Origin of the sequence: Brevundimonas intermedia, assembly GCF_004614235.1 — a bacterium.
In the GTDB taxonomy this organism is placed as follows: domain Bacteria; phylum Pseudomonadota; class Alphaproteobacteria; order Caulobacterales; family Caulobacteraceae; genus Brevundimonas; species Brevundimonas intermedia_A.
The window spans coordinates 973568-991091 of record NZ_SPVH01000006.1 but is presented as its reverse complement, the minus strand read 5'-3'; the positions used below and the strand labels follow the sequence as shown (position 1 = coordinate 991091).

The 17524-nt window shown below is 66.1% G+C and carries 20 protein-coding genes and 1 pseudogene; 8 read left to right on the top strand and 13 right to left on the bottom strand.

The annotated features are described in order from the left end of the window. The first annotated feature begins 116 nt into the window (after window positions 1-116). Window positions 117-1046, top strand: a complete 930-nt coding sequence (gene gcvA, locus EGY25_RS11175) for a transcriptional regulator GcvA (RefSeq protein ID WP_135195033.1) — start codon at window positions 117-119, stop codon at window positions 1044-1046. A gap of 32 nt (window positions 1047-1078) precedes the next feature. Next, a complete protein-coding gene (locus EGY25_RS11170) occupies window positions 1079-1810 on the top strand; it encodes an NYN domain-containing protein (RefSeq protein ID WP_135195032.1) in 732 nt (243 codons plus the stop codon). A 5-nt stretch (window positions 1811-1815) separates the two neighbouring features. On the opposite strand, the gene dxs is transcribed toward EGY25_RS11170, so the two are convergent. The 6 genes and pseudogenes from dxs to EGY25_RS16865 all read right to left on the bottom strand — a co-directional run. After that, the gene (gene dxs / locus EGY25_RS11165) at window positions 1816-3729 is read right to left on the bottom strand and encodes a 1-deoxy-D-xylulose-5-phosphate synthase (protein ID WP_135195031.1); all 1914 of its coding nucleotides are present in this window, start codon (window positions 3727-3729) and stop codon (window positions 1816-1818) included. Window positions 3730-3786: 57 nt separating this feature from the next. Then, window positions 3787-4662, bottom strand: a complete 876-nt coding sequence (locus EGY25_RS11160; RefSeq protein WP_135195623.1) for a polyprenyl synthetase family protein — start codon at window positions 4660-4662, stop codon at window positions 3787-3789. A gap of 79 nt (window positions 4663-4741) precedes the next feature. Continuing rightward, a complete protein-coding gene (locus tag EGY25_RS11155) occupies window positions 4742-4993 on the bottom strand; it encodes an exodeoxyribonuclease VII small subunit (RefSeq protein ID WP_008260204.1) in 252 nt (83 codons plus the stop codon). A gap of 48 nt (window positions 4994-5041) precedes the next feature. Next, window positions 5042-5704: a histidine phosphatase family protein gene (locus EGY25_RS11150; protein WP_135195030.1), complete on the bottom strand. Its 663-nt coding sequence runs from the start codon at window positions 5702-5704 to the stop codon at window positions 5042-5044. A gap of 42 nt (window positions 5705-5746) precedes the next feature. Next, complete coding sequence (locus EGY25_RS16870) at window positions 5747-6208, bottom strand: hypothetical protein (protein WP_280643951.1); 462 nt, start codon at window positions 6206-6208, stop codon at window positions 5747-5749. 83 nt (window positions 6209-6291) lie between these two features. Continuing rightward, a pseudogene (locus tag EGY25_RS16865) lies at window positions 6292-6636 on the bottom strand (histone deacetylase family protein); the annotation flags it as partial. A gap of 122 nt (window positions 6637-6758) precedes the next feature. Between EGY25_RS16865 and EGY25_RS11140 the strand changes: the two are divergent. Genes EGY25_RS11140 through EGY25_RS11115 form a run of 6 tightly spaced genes read left to right on the top strand, consistent with a single transcriptional unit; the run spans window position 6759 to window position 10668 of the window. Continuing rightward, window positions 6759-7763 carry a zinc-binding alcohol dehydrogenase family protein gene (locus EGY25_RS11140; RefSeq protein ID WP_135195029.1) on the top strand — a complete coding sequence of 335 codons (1005 nt, stop codon included), beginning with the start codon at window positions 6759-6761 and terminating at the stop codon, window positions 7761-7763. A gap of 22 nt (window positions 7764-7785) precedes the next feature. Further along, window positions 7786-8313 (top strand): GNAT family N-acetyltransferase, encoded by a 528-nt coding sequence (locus tag EGY25_RS11135; protein WP_135195028.1) that lies wholly within the window; start codon window positions 7786-7788, stop codon window positions 8311-8313. Window positions 8314-8327: 14 nt separating this feature from the next. Continuing rightward, window positions 8328-8615 carry a nucleotidyltransferase family protein gene (locus EGY25_RS11130; RefSeq protein WP_135195027.1) on the top strand — a complete coding sequence of 96 codons (288 nt, stop codon included), beginning with the start codon at window positions 8328-8330 and terminating at the stop codon, window positions 8613-8615. Between the two features lie 19 nt (window positions 8616-8634). After that, window positions 8635-8937: a HepT-like ribonuclease domain-containing protein gene (locus EGY25_RS11125; RefSeq protein WP_167762535.1), complete on the top strand. Its 303-nt coding sequence runs from the start codon at window positions 8635-8637 to the stop codon at window positions 8935-8937. Further along, entirely contained in the window at window positions 8937-10115 is a 1179-nt protein-coding gene (locus EGY25_RS11120) for a vWA domain-containing protein (protein ID WP_135195025.1), read from the top strand. Before EGY25_RS11125 ends, EGY25_RS11120 begins: the two co-directional genes overlap by 1 nt. A gap of 55 nt (window positions 10116-10170) precedes the next feature. Next, the gene (locus tag EGY25_RS11115) at window positions 10171-10668 is read left to right on the top strand and encodes a hypothetical protein (RefSeq protein ID WP_135195024.1); all 498 of its coding nucleotides are present in this window, start codon (window positions 10171-10173) and stop codon (window positions 10666-10668) included. A gap of 68 nt (window positions 10669-10736) precedes the next feature. Here EGY25_RS11115 and EGY25_RS11110 read toward each other — a convergent pair whose 3' ends face one another. The 7 genes from EGY25_RS11110 to bla all read right to left on the bottom strand — a co-directional run bounded on the left by EGY25_RS11110 (window position 10737) and on the right by bla (window position 17524). Next, entirely contained in the window at window positions 10737-10916 is a 180-nt protein-coding gene (locus EGY25_RS11110; protein ID WP_135195023.1) for a CsbD family protein, read from the bottom strand. 84 nt (window positions 10917-11000) lie between these two features. Then, window positions 11001-11444, bottom strand: a complete 444-nt coding sequence (locus EGY25_RS11105; RefSeq protein ID WP_135195022.1) for an NUDIX domain-containing protein — start codon at window positions 11442-11444, stop codon at window positions 11001-11003. A gap of 14 nt (window positions 11445-11458) precedes the next feature. Further along, window positions 11459-12463 (bottom strand): sensor histidine kinase, encoded by a 1005-nt coding sequence (locus EGY25_RS11100; RefSeq protein ID WP_280643960.1) that lies wholly within the window; start codon window positions 12461-12463, stop codon window positions 11459-11461. 35 nt (window positions 12464-12498) lie between these two features. Further along, entirely contained in the window at window positions 12499-12921 is a 423-nt protein-coding gene (locus tag EGY25_RS11095; RefSeq protein ID WP_245159441.1) for a response regulator, read from the bottom strand. Next, a complete protein-coding gene (locus EGY25_RS11090) occupies window positions 12918-14372 on the bottom strand; it encodes a sensor histidine kinase (protein ID WP_135195020.1) in 1455 nt (484 codons plus the stop codon). Before EGY25_RS11090 ends, EGY25_RS11095 begins: the two co-directional genes overlap by 4 nt. A 145-nt stretch (window positions 14373-14517) precedes the next feature. Then, on the bottom strand, window positions 14518-16620 hold the full coding sequence (gene flhA, locus EGY25_RS11085) for a flagellar biosynthesis protein FlhA (RefSeq protein ID WP_135195621.1): 2103 nt from the start codon (window positions 16618-16620) through the stop codon (window positions 14518-14520). Window positions 16621-16627: 7 nt separating this feature from the next. Beyond that, window positions 16628-17524, bottom strand: a complete 897-nt coding sequence (gene bla / locus EGY25_RS11080) for a class A beta-lactamase (protein ID WP_135195019.1) — start codon at window positions 17522-17524, stop codon at window positions 16628-16630.

Sequence of the window (17524 nt, the reverse complement as noted above, 5' to 3'; positions counted from 1 at the left end):
TTTCAGGGCCGTCGGGAGAGGAAACAGGGACGACGGCAGGGCGCGAACCATCGTCTTCCCCGTCCAGAGCCGCAAACCAGATTGCCTTTGTCTCGCTGATAGGATTTCTATCCGCGATGGTCCGATCCCTGCTCCCGCTCAACGCCCTGCGCGCCTTCGAGGCCGCCGCGCGGCATTTGAACTTCTCGCGCGCCGCCGACGAACTGTCGGTGACGCCCGGCGCGGTCAGCCAGCAGATCCGCCTGCTGGAGGACATCGTGGGCGGGCCGTTGTTCGTGCGCGAGGCGCGCGGGCTGCAACTGACGGACCTTGGCCGCTCGTCCGTGCCGCTGTTGCGCGAGGGGTTCGAACGGCTGATGGACGCCTCGGCCCTGCTGCGCGAGCCGCCGCGCCGCAAACAGGTGTCGATCAGCGTCGCGCCGGGCTTCGCTTCCAAATGGCTGATGCCGCGCATGGACGACTTCCACACCGCCCATCCCGAGATCGAGCTGTGGATCTCCGCCGACATGGAGCCGGCCGACCTGACCGAGGGCAAGGTGGACTTGGCCGTTCGCTATGGCCCCGGCGACTATCCCGGCCTGACCGTGGACCGGCTGATGACCGAGACGGTCCTGCCCGTCTGCGCCCCATCGCTGATGGACGGCGACAAACCGATCCGCAAGCCGGGCGACCTGATCGGCCATACCCTGCTGCACGACATGTCCAACGACGGCGATCCCAGCCGACCGGACTGGGCCATGTGGTTGAAGGCGCGCGGCATTCGCCATCCCGATCCGCGTCGAGGCTCGCGCTTCAACCAGTCGGGCCTGCTGATCGAGGCGGCCATATCGGGACGCGGCGTGGCCCTGGCCAAACGCACCCTGGCCCAGGCGGACCTGGCGTCGGGGCGGCTGGTCGCGCCCTTCCCTGACGGTTCGGAAGCGGTCGGGTTCGCCTATTACGTCGTCCAGCCCCGGGACCGCCCGCCGTCGCCCAGCGCGACCGCCTTCGTCGGCTGGCTGAAGAAACAGGCCGTGGATCACGACAATACGATGGGTCAGTTGTAGGCTCAGGCCTCATATCGAAAAGGACACCCGCCATGGCTGACGAGAAGGCCCCGCGCCTCGCCGTCCTGATCGACGCCGAGAACGCCTCCGCCCGGATCGCAGAGGCGCTGTTCAACGAGATCGCCACCCTGGGCGAGGCCTCGGCGCGGCGAATCTACGGCGACTTCGCCAGCCCGCAGATCGCCGGCTGGACGCGGGTCCTGGCCCGTTTCGCTATCCAGCCCCAGCAGAATTTCGCCAACACCAAGGGCAAGAACTCGGGCGACATCGCCCTGGTAATCGACGCGATGGACCTGCTGCATTCGGGGCGGTTCGACGGCTTCTGCCTGGTGTCGTCGGACGCCGACTTCACCCGACTGGCGGCCCGCATCCGCGAGGAAGGCGTCGATGTCTATGGGTTCGGTGAGCAGAAGACGCCCGAAAGCTTCCGCCAGGCCTGCACCCGCTTCATCTATACCGAGAATCTGATCGCGCCTGTTCCAGTCGACGCCGGCGCCAAGTCGGCGGTCGCCGAAACGCCTGCGACCAAGCGCAAGCCGTCAGAGGCGGCGCGACTGATCGCGGCCATCATCGCCGACATGGACGAGGACGGCGACGGCTGGGTGGCGGTGGGCGGCATCGGCAATCGGCTGCGCAACGCCCATCCCGACTTCGACCAGCGCACCTATGGCTACGCCAAACTGTCGGACCTGATCCGCGCGACCGGCCGGTTCGAGGTCGAGACCGGCGAACGCGGCGCGATGCGGATTCGCGACCGCGCGTGACGAAGTTACGCGCGGACGGCCTGACTGGCGGACACGCCCAGGGACTGAAGCGCGGCGGCGGCGATGTGTTCGGCGTTCAGGCCGGCCTGGGCGTACATCGCCATCGGCGCATCCTGATCCTGGAAGACGTCGGGCAGGTTCAGGGTGCGGATCTTGAGCCCCCCGTCCAACGCGCCCTTCTCGGCCAGCAGTTGCAGCACGAAGGCGCCGAAGCCGCCCATGGCGCCTTCCTCGACCGTGATCAGCGCCTCGTGCTCGCGCGCCAGACGCAGGATCATGTCGGCGTCCAGCGGCTTGGCGAACCGGGCGTCCGCCACCGTCGCCGACACGCCCTTGGCCGCCAGCATGTCCGCCGCCTTCAACGATTCCTGCAGGCGCGTGCCCAGGCTGAGGATGGCGACCGACGTGCCCTCGCGCACGATCCGGCCCTTGCCGATCTCCAGCGGGGCAGCCAGTTCGGGGATCTCAACGCCCACGCCGTCGCCGCGCGGATAGCGGAAGGCGCTGGGCCGGTCGTCGATGGCCAGCGAGGTCGAGATCATCGCCGCCAGCTCCGCCTCGTCGGCGGCGGCCATCAGCACCATGCCGGGCAGCGCGCCCATGAAGCCGATATCGAACGATCCGGCATGGGTCGCTCCGTCCGAACCGACCAGACCCGCACGGTCCATGGCGAACCGCACCGGCAGCGACTGGATCGCCACATCGTGGACCACCTGATCGTAACCGCGTTGCAGGAAGGTGGAATAGATGGCGCAGACCGGCTTCATCCCGTCCGCCGCCAGCCCGGCCGCGAACGTCACCGCATGCTGTTCGGCGATGCCGACGTCATAGGTCCGCTCCGGGAAGGCCTGACCGAACAGGTCCAGACCGGTGCCCGACGGCATGGCCGCCGTGATCGCCACGATCGACGGATCGATCCTGGCGTGTTTGATCAGCTCTGTTCCGAACACCTTGGTGTAGCTGGGCGTGTTGGAGATGGCCTTGGCCTGTTTGCCCGACACCACGTCGAACTTGACCACGGCATGCAGTTTGTCGGCGCTGCTCTCGGCATGGGTGTAGCCCTTGCCCTTTTGCGTGACGACATGGACCAGCACCGGCCGGTCCTCGATGGCGGCCGCCTTCTTCAGGATCGGCACCAGATTGTCCATGTCGTGCCCGTCGATGGGACCGACGTAATAGAAGCCCAACTCCTCGAAGAAGGTGCCGCCGGTGACCATGCCGCGTGCATATTCCTCGGCCTTCTTGGCCGCCTTGCGGAAGGGGCGCGGCAGGTGCTGGGCGACGGATTTTCCCAGCCGCCGGACGTTCTGATACGCCCCGCCCGACACCAGGCCGGCCAGATAGGCGCTCATCCCGCCCACCGGGGGCGCGATGGACATGTCGTTGTCGTTCAGGATGACCATCAACTGGCCGCTGGTCGCCTCGGCGGCGTTGTTCATCGCCTCATAGGCCATGCCGGCCGACATGGAGCCGTCGCCGATCACCGCAACGACGCGGTTCTTCTCGCCCTTCTGATCACGCGCGGCGGCGAAGCCCAGGGCGGCGCTGATCGAGGTCGAGGCGTGGGCGGCGCCGAAGGGGTCGTATTCGCTCTCGCTGCGCTTGGTGAAGCCCGAGAGGCCGCCCCCCTGGCGCAGGGTGCGGATGCGGTCGCGCCGTCCGGTCAGGATCTTGTGCGGATAGCACTGATGGCCGACGTCCCAGATCAGGATGTCCTTGGGCGTCTCGAACACATGGTGCAGCGCCGTGGTCAGTTCGACCACGCCGAGCCCCGCGCCCAGATGTCCGCCGGTGACGGACACCGCATCGATCGTCTCGGCGCGGACTTCCTGCGCCAGCTGTTTCAGCTGGGCGATATCGAAGGCCCGGGTGTCGGCCGGGAATTTGACGGTGTCGAGAAGCGGGGTGTCGGGCATCAGCCGTAAAACCTTGGAAAGTCTGATTGATCAACCCGCAGGTCGCGTCAACGTTTCGTATCAGGACCGGCGCTTTAGCACAAAGTCCACGCTGGCCCTGAGGATTTCGGCGTCTTCGCCGAACGGCTCAAGGTGCGACCGGGCTTGGTTTGCGAGATGCGCGACCCTGTGTCGCGCCGCTTCCAGACCCAGAAGGGTGACGAAATTGGTCTTGCCCAGGGCCGCGTCCTTGCCGCCCGCCGCCTTGCCCATCTCCTCGGCCGAACCCTCGGCGTCCAGCAGGTCGTCGACGATTTGATAGGCCAGGCCGACATCGTGGGCGAAGCTGATCAGGGCGTGCTGCTGCGACATCGAGGCGTCGGCGATGATCAGGGGGATTTCGAACGCATAGGCGAACAGGGCGCCGGTCTTCAGCCGCTGCATTCGCGCGACGCCGCCCAGGTCGTCACGCACGCCCAGCAGATCGATCATCTGACCCCCCGCCATGCCGCGAGCTCCGGACGCCAGCGACAGCCGCGCCGCCAGTTCGCACCGCACGGCCGCATCGTCGTGGGTGTCTTCGTGCAGGATGATGTCGAAGGCGGCGGTCTGAAGCGCGTCGCCGGCCAGAACCGCCGTCGCCTCGTCATAGGCGCGGTGGACGGTGGGACGTCCCCGCCGCATGTCGTCGTCGTCCATGCAAGGCAGGTCGTCGTGAACCAGGCTGTAGGCGTGGACGCATTCCAGGGCGCAGGCGGCGCGCAGCACCGACCGCTCGTCGATGTCGAACAGGCGCGCGGCCTCCAGCGCAAAGAACGGCCGCAACCGTTTGCCGGGACCCAGCGCGGCATAACGCATCGCCTCGGTCAGACGCGATTCGGGGCCCTCGGCGCGCGGCAGCAGTTCATCCAGCGCGACCGTGACCAAATCGGCGACCTCGGCCACGCGGTCGATCACCGCCTGTTCCGGCGAGTTGGCGGCGATGACGCGGTTCAAGACCGGCCGCCCATTGCCGACCTGACGCGGAACAGATTGATCATTCGAACGACGCCGCCTCGACGCCCTTGGCCTGGCCGTCCGGGCCGACGACGATCTTCTCGACGCGCAGCTGGGCCGCCTTCAGGCGCGCCTCGCAGTGGGCCTTCAGCTTGGCGCCCTCTTCATACAGGGCGATGGATTCTTCCAGCGGCGCCTGGCCGGACTCCAGGCGGGACACGATGGTCTCCAGCCGCTGCAGGGCGTCTTCGAAGCTGAGATCGGCGGGGATGGCGGCGGCGGTGTCGGTCATGGCGCGGACCCTAATGGGGCGCAACCGCCGCATCAACGTCAGAAGCGGCTATCGTTTCTCGTAGCGCCGCTGAGACCAATATTTGAAGCCCTGGTTGTGGACCAGTTTCCAGCCGTCGGCCTTCAGCGCACGACCGACCATATGGTTGAAATAGCCGTGGGCGAAGACCAGCACGTCCTGGCCACTCTCGGCTCGCGCGATGAGCTTTTGCGCTGCCTGATCGGCGCGCGCCTCGGCCTGGGCGCGGGTCTCCTGTCCGTCGTGATGGTCGAAGGCGTGCCACCAGAAGCGCGACACCACGCCCCACCATTTGGGTGACAGCTTGATCCATTCAGGGATAGGCGGCGGCGGCAGGGGCGCCTCGATGAACATGACATCGGCCATCACCTCGCGCCCGGCGGCGGCGGCGGCGGCGGTTTCCTGGGCGCGCTGGCGGGTCGAGGCGTAGATGGCGCCGGCGCCTTGCGCGGCGGCGACCAGTTCCGGCGGGGGCGTCTGACCGGCCAGCAGACCGCCGATCTCGTATTTCGCCCACCACTCGCCGTACTGGCGCGCCGTGATCAGGCATTTGCGCGACAGGGCCGGCTCGCCGTGGCGCGTCAGGGTGATGGCGCCGGGTCGCAGGGACACAAGCGCGCCGACGGATCCCGCGGCATCAGGCGGGGACACGGACGGTTCGGTCGAATCGAGGGACAGGGCGGGGGCTGACATGACAAACGGACGGGCCTTTGGTTTCAAGGCGTTAAAGCGTCCTCAGTCCTCCCCGAGCGCGGCGACGTGGGCGACCGCAGAGCGGCCTAGTCCTTCAAGGTCGTAACCGCCCTCAAGCGCCGACACAACCTTGCCCGAACACGTCCGACGCGCGACCTCCAGAATCGCACGCGTCGCCCAGGCGAAATCCTCGGCCTCCAGCGACTGATGCGCCAGCGGATCGCGCCTGTGGGCGTCGAAGCCGGCCGAGATCAGGATCAGGTCGGGCCGGAACGATTCCAGCGCCGGCATCAGCCCGCCGGCGAAGGTGGCGCGCCAGTCTTCTCGCGCCGCATGGGGAACGACCGGGGCGTTGACGATATTGCCGACGCCGGTTTCGGACGCCGCGCCCGTGCCGGGATAGAGCGGCATCTGGTGAATGGAGGCCAGGAACAGGCTGTCGTCGTCTTCGAACGCCGCCTGGGTGCCGTTGCCGTGGTGGACGTCGAAATCCACCACCGCCACCCGCGCCATCCTTCGGATTGCGCCACGCGCGCCGCAATCGCGACGGACGAGAACAGGCAGAACCCCATGGCCCGATCCGGCTCGGCATGATGTCCCGGCGGGCGAACGGCGGCGAAGGCGCGGTTCATCTCGCCCCGCGCCACGGCCCGCACCGCGTCGATCGCCGCTCCCGCAGCCAGACGGGCGGCCGGCACGCTGCCGGGCGAAAGCATGGTGTCGGCGTCCAACGGGATCATCCCCTCGACCGGCGACGCGTCCAGCAGACGCGCGACATAGGCGGCCGGATGCACCCGCTCCAGATCCGCGACCTCGGCCGGGGTCGCCGCCCGCCGGTCGCCGGCGAGCCCGGCGTCGGCCAAGGCGTCCAACACCGCCTTCAGACGCTCGGGACTTTCGGGATGTCCCGCGCCCGGTGCGTGAGACAGCATCGAAGGATGGGTGAAGATCGGCAGAGGGTTCATGGCGGGTTGGTCATTTCTCGGATGCGCCTTGCGGCCAGCCTATCGCAAGCCGATGTGCAAGGCGACGAAACAAGCCCGAGGAGATCGTCATGAAGGCCATCGGCACGACCGGCCCCCGCCCCGCGACCGACCCCGCCGCCCTGGTCGCCTTCGACGCGCCCGAACCGATCCTGCGCCCACGCGACCTGCTGGTTCAGGTCAAGGCCGTCAGCCTGAACCCCGTGGACACCAAGGTTCGCGCCAGCCGCCAGCCCGAGGAAGGCCAGATCAGCATCCTGGGTTATGACGCGGCCGGGGTGGTCATCGGCGTCGGCGACGACGCCAGCCTGTTCAAGGTCGGGGACGAGGTCTTCTACGCCGGCCAGATCGACCGGCCAGGCTCCAATGCGGAACGCCAAGGTGTGGACGAGCGGATCGTCGGACCCAAGCCCGCGTCCCTGACATTCGCAGAGGCCGCCGCCCTGCCCCTGACGGTCATCACCGCCTGGGAGCTGTTGTTCGACCGGTTGAAGGCCGGCAAGGACGAAGACGAGAGCCTGCTGATCGTCGGCGGCGCCGGCGGCGTCGGCTCGGCCCTGATCCAGATCGCCCGCGCCGTCACCAAGCTGCGTGTCGTCGCTACCGCCTCGCGTCCCGAAACCCGCCAATGGTGCCTGGACCTGGGCGCCCACGCGGTGATCGATCACTCCGGCCCGATCGACGACGCCCTGACGGCGGCCGGCGAGCGCGCGCCGAAATATATCGCATCCCTGACCCACACCCAGGCCCATTTCGAAGCCTTGGCCCGTGCGGTGGCGGTGCAGGGCGTTATCGGCGCCATCGACGACTTCAAGGGGCTGCCGGTCGAACTGCTGAAACAGAAGGCGGCCGGCTTCGTCTGGGAGTTCATGTTCACCCGACCGGTGCAGCAGACCCCCGACATGATCGAACAGCACAGGTTGCTGACCGAGGTCTCGCATCTGGTGGACGCCGGCGTTGTCCGCACCACCCTGACCGAAAACCTCGGCGCGCTGTCGGTCGAAAATCTGCTTGAGGGTCACCGCCAGCTGGAAAGCGGCGCGACAATAGGCAAGATCGCGCTGGACGGCTTTTGACCTCTGCCTCTATGGGCGGATGATGACCGAGATCGTAATCCGCCCTGCCCGCATGGAAGACGCCGCCGCCCTCGGCGCGTTGGGTCGTCAGACCTTCGTCGACACCTTCGTCGAGGGGTTCGGCATCCCCTATCCCGAGGCCGATCTGAACGCATTCCTCGACGCCAGCTTTGACGTGGAACCGACCCTGAAGAAGCTGGCCGAGCCCGGCGCAGCCTGGTGGGTGGCCGAGCGGGACGGCGAGCTACTGGCCTTCGCCAACGCGGGTCCCAACGGCCTGCCCCATCCCGAGGCCCGACCGGAGCACATGGAGTTGCGCCGCCTTTATGTGTCCAAGGCCGCGCAGGGTCTGGGCCTGGGCACGAAGCTGCTGACCCTGTCGCTGAACTGGATGGAGGCGCACACCCAAGGCCCGCTGTGGATCGGCGTCTGGAGCGGCAACGACAAGGCCCAGCGCCTCTACGCCGCCTACGGCTTCGAGAAGGCCGGGGAATACGACTACCCCGTCGGCGCCTGGCGCGACCGTGAGTTCATCTTGCGGCGCGGATAGACTATGTTGTCGGCATGACCCGCGCCGAACTGCTGGAAAAGCTGCGTGAGCTGAAGCCCTGGCTGGAAGAACAGGGCATCGTCAACCTGCGCCTGTTCGGCAGCTATGCCCGCGACGAAGCGGGCCCGGACAGCGACGTGGATCTGCTGGTGGACTTGTCGCAACCGTTGGGTCTGCGGTTCTATAGTCTTGCCGAGGAGTTGACGGATAAGGTCGGCAAGGATGTTGACCTCCTTACGTCGAAGGGCCTCCGCAACCCCCACGTTCGCGCGTCCGCGTTGAGGGACTGTGTTGAGGTCTGACCGCGCAGATCGCGGCCTTTTGGCGGATATCCGCGAATCGACCGATTGGATTGCGCGCTATATCGACGGACTTTCATCCGACGCGTTCGAAGCCGATTCTCTGCGGCGGGATGCGACGGCCTTCAGGCTTTTGATCATCGGAGAGGCCGCAGGAAAATTGTCGCCCGCTGTGACTGGAAAGCTCCCTGACATCGACTGGCGCGGCATGTTGGGCCTTCGGCACCGATTGGCGCACGATTACGGATCAACCGATTTCAGCGTCATTTGGGCCATCGCCAGCATTGAAGTGCCCCGTTTGGCGCAAGCGCTCGAAAACCTCTGATGCTCCTCCCCTTCTTCACCGCCCTGCGTGACGCCAAGGTTCCGGTGTCGATGAAGGAATGGCTCCATTTGATAGAGGCCATGGATCGCGACCTGGCCGGGCGAGAGGTCGAGACCTTCTATCACCTGTCGCGCGCGGTCCTGGTCAAGGACGAGAAACACTATGACCGGTTCGATCAGGTGTTCGGGACCGTGTTCAAGGGAGTGGAATCGGTCGGGGCGGGAGAGGATTTGACGACCAACATTCCCGAAGACTGGCTGCGGCTGCTGAACGAGAAATACCTGACCGACGAGGAGAAGGCTCAGATCGAGGCGCTCGGCGGGTTCGACAAGCTGATGGAGACGCTGAAACAGCGGCTGGAGGAACAGCACGAACGGCACTCCGGCGGCTCGAAATGGATCGGCACGGGCGGGACCAGCCCCTTCGGCCAAGGTGGCTATAATCCCGAAGGCGTGCGCATCGGCGGGCCGGGCCAGCATGGCCGGGCGGTCAAGGTGTGGGAGAAGCGCGAGTTCCGGAACCTGGACGACACGGTCGAACTGGGCACGCGCAACATCAAGGTGGCGCTGCGTCGCCTGCGCCGGTTCGCCCGCGAGGGTGCGGCGGAAGAACTGGACATCGACGGCACCATCGACGGCACGGCACGCCAGGGCTGGCTGGACATTCGCATGCGGCCCGAGCGGCGCAATACGATCAAGGTGTTGCTGTTCCTCGACATCGGCGGCTCGATGGACGGGCACATCAAGCTGGTGGAGGAACTGTTCTCCGCCGCCAAGACCGAATTCAAGAACCTGGAGTTCTTCTACTTCCACAACTGCCTTTACGAGGGCGTCTGGAAGGACAACCGGCGTCGCCACACCGAGCGGATTCCGACCTGGGACCTGCTGCACAAATATCCGGGCGACTGGCGCGCCATCTTCGTCGGCGACGCGACCATGTCGCCGTACGAGATCACCATGCCTGGCGGCTCGGTCGAGCACTGGAACGAGGAGGCTGGCGCCGTCTGGATGAAACGCGCCCGGCAGCAGTGGGAGAAGTCGATCTGGCTGAACCCGGTGCAGGAACGCTACTGGAGCTACACCGCCTCGGTCGGCCTGCTGCGCGAGGTGATGGAGGAGCGGATGTTCCCCCTGACGCTGGAAGGTCTCGACAAGGCGATGCGCGCCCTGACAAGGTAGGTTTCGTGTCTTGGGCGAGTTCCTGCCCTGGCGATTACATCGAGGGGCCCTTTCCATGATCGCCGCCGCATTCGCCCTGCTTCTGTTTCAGCAACCCGCCTCCAGCGTCGTGTGGGAGGCGCTTGCGCCAGCTCCCGTGGTCGAGACGCCCGCGCCGACGGTGCAACATTCCGTGCCTGCGTGGGGCTTGGCCGATCCCTTCGGCTTCGAGCGCGCGCGCTGCAGTCCGCTGGTGCGCGGCGCCACGTCGATGGAGGTCTGCCAGACCGAGGTGCGCGAACAACTGGCCCTGGCCATGGGGTCTGACCTGCCGGACGCCCTGCGTCCCAGCGGCATGGCGGGCGACTGTCAGATGATCCGGGCCAACGCCGGCGGCTCGGCCTATGCCGTTCAGTGCGGCCCACAGTCGCGGGCGGCCAGCGCGCCGTCGGCCTTGCGGGAAATGGACTGCCGTCCCCGCCCCGTCGAAGGCGGGTTCAGTTCGGAATGCCGCCCTGTCGATGCGAAGGACAGCAAGGGCCTGTCGATCAATCTCTGGGGCGACAAGGACTGATCGAAACGCAGAAACGCCGCCCGCTTTCGCGGACGGCGTTTCCTATTTTCGCGCAATTCTAGTGGGGCTTAGGCCTTGTCGCGGAGGCTGTCCTTGACGCCGCCGACGGTGTTCTGGACCTTGCCTTCGACTTGGTCGGCCTTGCCTTCGGCCTGCAGCTTGCTGTCGCCGGTCACCTTGCCGGCGGCTTCCTTAATCTTGCCGCCGATGTTCTTGGCGGCGCCTTCGACACGATCGTGATCAGCCATCTGGACTCTCCGTTTTCAATAGCCGCGACAGGGCGTTGCGGGTTGAAAAGGAAACGGCGCAGCCGTGCGCCCGTTCCGTAAGGCTCAGCTTGCGCGACGCAGCCACACAGCGACCGCCCAGGCGTGGGAATCGTGCCTCAGCCGCGATAGGGCGAAGGTCGGATCCAGCCACACCAGGGTATGGTCATCTTCGCATTTCGCATCCGGGTTTTCGGCGATGATGGTCGCGGTCCAGAAGCCGCCGACATTGTTCACGGGCTCGCGCGTCGAGCGGACGAAATACTGGCTGGCCTCGGCGATGCGGTTCAGCGGCGCGATGTCGAGGCCCGTCTCTTCGACGAACTCGCGCTTCAGGGCCTGAACCTCGGTCTCCTCGGCATCCACACCGCCGCCCGGCAGATCGAAATAGGGACCGGCTTCGCGCTCGACGCGGACACAGGCGATCAGGCCGTCGCGTTCGACGATGCCGAACGCCGTGGCGCGGTGACGATGGTCGGAAGCGGGTTTGCGAACGCCGAACTGCAACATGACGGATACCGACCCTAGAGGTCGAACGACAGCCGAGCGCGCACGCCCTTGTGGGCGCCGTCGAACTCGACGGCCGAGCGAAGACCTGAGGCCATGGCCGAGATGATCTTGCCGCCCAGGCCGGTGCCCTTGGGCGTACCGTCGCCCATGCCGGGGCCGTCGTCCTCGACCATCAGGGCGACCTTGTTCTCGCCCTCGCGGCGCAGATGGATGCGGATTTCGCCCCCCTGCCCCGGCGCATAGGCGTATTTGACGGCGTTTGTGACCAGTTCGGTGACGATGACGCCGATGGACACCGCCTGGTCGGTCGTGACCGACAGGGGTTCGGCGTCCAAGGTCAACTTGGGCGATCCCTCGTCAGGCCCGATGGACTTGGACAGCTCGTCCATCAGCCCCACCAGATATTCGTCCATGGCGACGGTGCTCATGTCGCCAGAGGTGTAGAGGCGGCGGTGAACATGGGCGACGGCCTCGATGCGCGCCTGAGACTCGCGCAGCGCATCCCTGGCGCCTTGATCGGTCACGTGTCGCATCTGCAGCGACATGAAGCTGGACACCAGTTGCAGCGAGTTGCCGACGCGGTGGTTCACCTCACGCAGCATGGCCTCGGCCCGGTCGCGGGCCAGGCGGATTTCTTCCTGCGCCAGGTCGTTCTCACGCTGCAGCCTGCGACGCAGCAGGGCGTCTTCCAACGCCGAGCGCAACAAGGAGGTGAAGTCCTCCGACACATCCTTGATGACGTAGTCGGCCGCGCCCGCGCGCAAGGCCGCCACCGCGATCCGCCCATCCTGCGTACCCGTCACATAGACGACGGGCGGCGGCGCGTTCAGCGCCAGGATGTCGGGCAGGACATCCAGACCATCGCGGGCCGGCATGTAATGGTCCAGGGCGCAGATATCGTACTCATGCTGCTGCAACAGCTCCAGCCCCGCATCCCCGTCGGGGGCGCAGGTGACGGCATAGCCGTGACGCCCCAACTCCTTCTCAACCAGCCGGGACAGGCCCCGGTCGTCGTCGATGTAGAGCAGGCGGATAGGCTGCGGCGTCTCGATCGTCAGATCTCCGGCGCCTGGATGACCGACAGGAACAGGCCCAGTTGGCGGATGGCGCCGGCGAAGGATTCATAATCCACCGGCTTGGTGATGTAGACGTTGCAGCCCAGGTCGTAGCAGCGCTGGATCTCGACCTTGTCGTCCGTAGTCGTCAGCACGACGACCGGCGCACGCTTCAGGCGGTCGTTGCTCTTCACCTTCTCCAGAATGTCAGTTCCCGACATATCCGGCAGATTCAGATCGAGCAGGATCAACAGCGGCCCGTTAGCCAGAATTTCTTCGCTGAACAGATAGTCCAGCGCCGCTCCACCTTCGTCGAAATGCTTGATTTCGTTATTGATATTGGCGCGCCGAATGTTCTTTTCGATCAGCTTGGCGTGGCCGTGGTCGTCTTCGACCATGATGATTTTGACGGGTTGCGTCACAGCGCGCCTCCGGGTTCAGCTAGGATCAGTCGTTTGGGGAATTTCAGCAGGAAAGTCGAGCCCTTACCCAGCTCGGACTCGATGTCGATCGTGCCGCCGATCCGGCGCACGCTGTTGCGCACGAAGGCCAGGCCCAGCCCCTCGCCCGACCGGTCCTGCTTGCCGGACCGACGGAACAGTTCGAAGATCCGTTCGTGGTCGCGCGGCGCAATGCCCCGACCGTTGTCGGCGACCCGATAGACGACCCAGCCGCCGGGCACGTCCTCGCCCGACACCACGATCTCGCCCGGCCGACTGACGTCCAGATATTTGACGGCGTTGTCGATCAGGTTGCCCATGATCTGCTCCATCGAAATCCGGTCGCTTTCGATTTCGGGCAGAGGCTGGACCTCGATGCGAGCGCCCGACGCCTCGGTCTGGTGGTGGACGCTGTTGGCGATGTTCTGGGCCATCGCCGTCATGTCCAGCGTCTCCGGCAGCAGATTGCGCCGGCCTTCGCGCGACAGCTTCAGGATGGCGTTGATCAGCCGGTCCATCTTCTCGGTCGAGGCGCGGATGAAGCCGATGGCCTCAGGCATGTCCTCGCGGATCGCCATGACGACGTCGGGATCGACGGCGCGCGTCTTCTCGGCGTCGGCAATGGCCTTGTCGACGATCTTGCCCGCCTGCTCCAGCTCGGAGGTATAGCCCATGACGTTGACCAAGGGCGCGCGCAGGTCATGGCTGACGATATAGGCGAAGCGCTGGATTTCCTCGTTGGCGCGCATCAAGTCCCCGGTGCGTTCGCGGATCTTGTCCTCCAGCCCGGCGTTGGCGGCGTCCAGCGTCGCGCGCGCGCCCTGGATTTCGGACACGTAGCGCCGGACCATCCAGGCCGACAGCAGCGCCAGGACGATCACCAGCAGGCCGGCGATGGCGTTCATCGTCACCGTCAGGACGCCGAACCGCTCGGAGGCCCTACTGCGCTCGGCGATCCGGGTCGATTTGATTGTGTCGAAATCCTCCACGGCGACGCGCAGCTCGTCCATATAGCGCTTGCCTTCGCCCGACCTTACGGACTGGATCGACTGGCCGATCCGCCCCTGCTGCGCCAAGGTCACGGTCCGTTCCATCTCGGCCCACTTCAGGTCCGCCAGACGATGGATACGTTCGATAGGCGCCTTCAGCGTGGGGTCCTGGATCGCGCCCTCGTCAAGGAAGGCCACAGCCGGCTCCATCTCAGCCCTTGCGTCGCGGTAGGGCTGAAGGAAATCGCTGCGGCCGGTCAGAAGGAATCCCCGCTGTGCGGTCTCCGCATTCAGCATGGAGATCAGCGTGGTACGAGACGCCCGCCGCATCTGCTGAGCATGCTCGATGGTCTGGTTCACCGACGCCGTCCGCTGGATCATCACGAAGGTCGTCGCATTGACGAGGATCAGCAGGCCGAAGACCAGGATCAGCATCGCCGACATGGACCGCGCGAGCGACGATGTGCGCATGAAGTCGCGCAATCGCGACCATTGGGATCGGGGGCTTGGGATCATGACGGTGGAGCTTTAGCGGCGTGCTGCGCCGCGTCAAACGTCAAACTGAATCCACCGTGTTTCCAGGCCGTTATCAGACCTGACCCAGTGTACGCAACCGTGCCTTGGGGTGGATTTCGTTCTGGCTCATCACGACGGTCTGGCCGCGGAAGCGCTCGATGATCGACCGCACATAGGGCCGGGTCATCGGCCCGGTCAGCAAGACAGGATTTTCGCCCGTCATGGCGATGCGCTCGAAGGTGTCACGAACGGCGCGGATGAAGTCCTGAAGCCGCGACGGCGCCATGGCCAACTGCTTGTCCTCGCCCTGCCCTACCAGGCTTTCGGCGAAGGCGTTCTCCCATTCCGGCGACAGGGTGACGATCGGCAGCGCGCCCTCGCCGTCCTTGTTCTGCCAGCAGAGCTGACGGCCCAGGCGTGCGCGGACATGTTCGACCAGGGTGGTCACGCTGGAGCTGTGCGGCGCGGCCTCGGCCAGCCCTTCCAGGATCGCCGGCAGATCGCGGATCGACACCTTCTCGCGCAGCAGGGCCTGAAGCACACGTTGCAGGGTGGTGACCGTCACCACGCTGGGAACCAGTTCCTCGACCAGCTTCTTCTCTTCGGCGCCGAGTTCCTTCAGCAGCTTCTGCACCTCCGCATAGGACAGCAGGTCCGCCATATTGTCCTTCAGTATCTCGGTCAGGTGGGTGGTCAGCACCGTCGAGGGATCGACCAGGGTGTAGCCCCGGAACGTCGCCTCTTCGCGCATGCCGTCCTCGATCCAGGTGGCCGGCAGACCGAAGGCGGGCTCGCGCATGTGCTCGCCGGGCAGTTCGACCTGACGCCCCGACGGGTCCATCGCCATCAGATGACCAAGCCGCACCTCGCCCGCGCCGCTCTCCATCTCCTTGATGCGAATGGCGTAGCCCTGGGTCGGCAGGCGCATGTTGTCGAGGATGCGCACCTGAGGAATGACGAAGCCGTATTCCTGGGCCAGCGAGCGTCGCAGGGCGCGAATCTGATCGGTCAGGCGGCGGCCTTCCAGATCGTTGATCAGGCTGAGCAGCGAATAGCCCAGCTCGATCTTCACCTCGTCGATGGTCAGGATGTTGGAGATGGGCTCTTCGACGTCTTCCTTGGGCTTGGCGGCGGCGGCGGTCGCGGCGATCTCCGCCTCGGTCGGTTGCGGCTTCAGGCGGTTACGACCCAGCCTCCAGGCCATGAAGCCCGAACCGATGGCGAGGGCTGCGAACGGCAGCAGAGGCATGCCGGGGATCAGACCGATCAGGCCGGCCGCGCCCGACACGACGCCCAGCGAGACCGGGTTGGTGGCCAACTGCGTGACCATGGCCTTGTCCGCCGTGCCCTCGACGCCGGCCTTGGACACCAGGAAGCCGGCGGCGATGGAGATGATGATGGCCGGGACCTGCGTCACCAGGCCGTCGCCGATGGTCAGCTGGACATAGGTGTTGGCGGCCTCCATCGCCGGCATGCCGTGCTGGATCGTGCCGATAAGGATGCCGCCGATGGCGTTGATGAAGGTGATGATCAGGCCGGCGACGGCGTCGCCGCGCACGAACTTGGACGCGCCGTCCATGGCGCCGAAGAAGGTCGATTCCTGCTCCAGTTCCTTGCGGCGGATCTTGGCCTGGTCTTCGGTGATCAGGCCGGACGACAGATCGGCGTCGATGGCCATCTGCTTGCCCGGCATGGAGTCCAGGGTGAAGCGGGCCGAGACCTCCGCGATCCGGGTGGAGCCCTTGGTGATGACGACGAAGTTCACCACCAGGATGATGGCGAAGATGATCACCCCGATGATGAAGTTGCCGCCCATCATCAGTTGCCCGAAGGCGTTGATGACTTGCCCTGCCGCATCGTGGCCTTCCTGACCGTGCGTCAGGATCAGACGCGTCGAGGCCAGGTTCAGACCCAGGCGGAACAGGGTCGAGACCAGCAGCACCGTGGGGAAGATGGCGAAGTCCAGCGGCCGCTTCATCATCACGGCGGTCATCAGGATCAGCACGCTGGACACCAGCGAGAAGGCCAGCAGCAGGTCCAGAAGCATCTTCGGAACCGGCAGAATCAGCAGCATGATCACGCCGATTACGCTCACCGCCATCAGCACTTCGCCGCGGTTGATCCAACCCAGGACGTCGCGCCCGGTGGGGCGCGCCATGCCGTCCTTCATCATCATGGGCGTTTCAGTCACGGCCCAGCGCCTTCAGAGCGCGGCGCGTCGCCTCGGCGATCACGGCGTCGCGTTGGTCGTCCGTCGCCTCGGGCGCGCCGGTGAAATAGGCGGCCATAAGAACCGGCGAACCCGACAGCGGCGTCAGCATGCCGATGTCGTTGGTGGCGCCGTTCGATCCGGTCCCGGTCTTGTGCGCGACGGTCCAGCCCTGTGGCGCGCCCGCTTTGATGCGGTTCGCGCCCGTCGGCGAGCCGATCATCCAGCCGGTGATCAGTTGATCATGCTCAGGCGTAAGCCGATCGCTGAACGCCAGCTCGCGGATGTTGGCGATGGTCTGGTCCGGCAGGCAGGTGTCGCGCGGATCGTTGGGCAGGGCGGTGTTCAGGTCCGGCTCCAGTCGCGAGATGACGGTGGTGGTGTCGCCGAACGTCGGCCACCACGAACGCCATACGGCGATTCCACCCATTTCACGGATCAGGATATTGGCCGCCGGATTGTCGCTGACCTCGACCGCCGCCTGCATCAGTTCGCGGATCGTCAGGGTGCGGCCGATGGCTTTTTCGGTCACCGGCGCATGGGGGATCATGTCCGCTCGCGTGACGGCGACGGCGCGGTCCAATTGTTCTTCCTCGCGCTGCACACGCTCCAGCGTGGCGACGGCGAGGAAGGCCTTGAAGGTCGAGCAGAAGGCGAACCGCTCCTGGCCGCGCCAGGACACCCGGCGTTGGCTGCCGACATCCAGCGCCGCCATGCCCAACCGTCCGCCGTGGCGCTCTTCCAGATCGTTCAGCAGGAAAGGTTGCGGGGTCTCTTCCGCCTTGGGTTCGTCACGTCGCGGATAGCAGCCGACAAGCGCCAGCGCGCCCGCCCCGCCGATCAGCGTCCTGCGATCGAACCCGGTGGCCAT